Origin of the sequence: Rhizobium phaseoli, assembly GCF_010668805.1 — a bacterium.
Lineage (GTDB): Bacteria > Pseudomonadota > Alphaproteobacteria > Rhizobiales > Rhizobiaceae > Rhizobium > Rhizobium phaseoli_A.
Map to the genome: position 1 here is coordinate 1 of NZ_WUFT01000089.1, position 425 is coordinate 425.

A 425-nucleotide genomic window follows, 5' to 3' on the forward strand; every position below is an offset into this window, starting at 1 on the left:
GCTCCATGTACGTCGGGTTGAGGCCGTTCTCCAGGTCGATGTCGACGCCGTCGAACCCGTACTCGGTCATGAGCGCGTACACGGTGTTCGCGAAGAGCTGCGCGGCGGAGCCGTCCGCCACCCGGATCGCGCCCTTCTCGCCGCCGACGGACAGGATGACCTTCTTGCCCTTGGCGTGCAGCGCGGCGATGTCCGACTTGAACTGGGCGTCGGTGTAGCCGCCCAGCGCCGTGGCCAGTCCGGGGTCGACCCCGAACACGACCTCGCCCGGGGTGGCGGTGGCCTCGCCGAACGCCACCGCGATCAGGTCGTACTCGTCGGGCACGGCCGACAGCTTGAGCTCGACGGCGGGATTGACGAAGTTGTGCCAGTAGCCGGTGAGGAAGTGCCTGGGCAACGTGCCGCTCTGGCAGCCGGCCGTGGTG

General features: G+C 68.9%; 1 protein-coding gene. It reads right to left on the reverse strand.

Features of this window, described 5'->3' with window-relative positions; genetic code table 11:
- The coding region (locus tag GR197_RS31505) for a glycosyl hydrolase family 18 protein (protein WP_204330518.1) at positions 1 to 425 on the reverse strand (425 nt) is incomplete at both ends.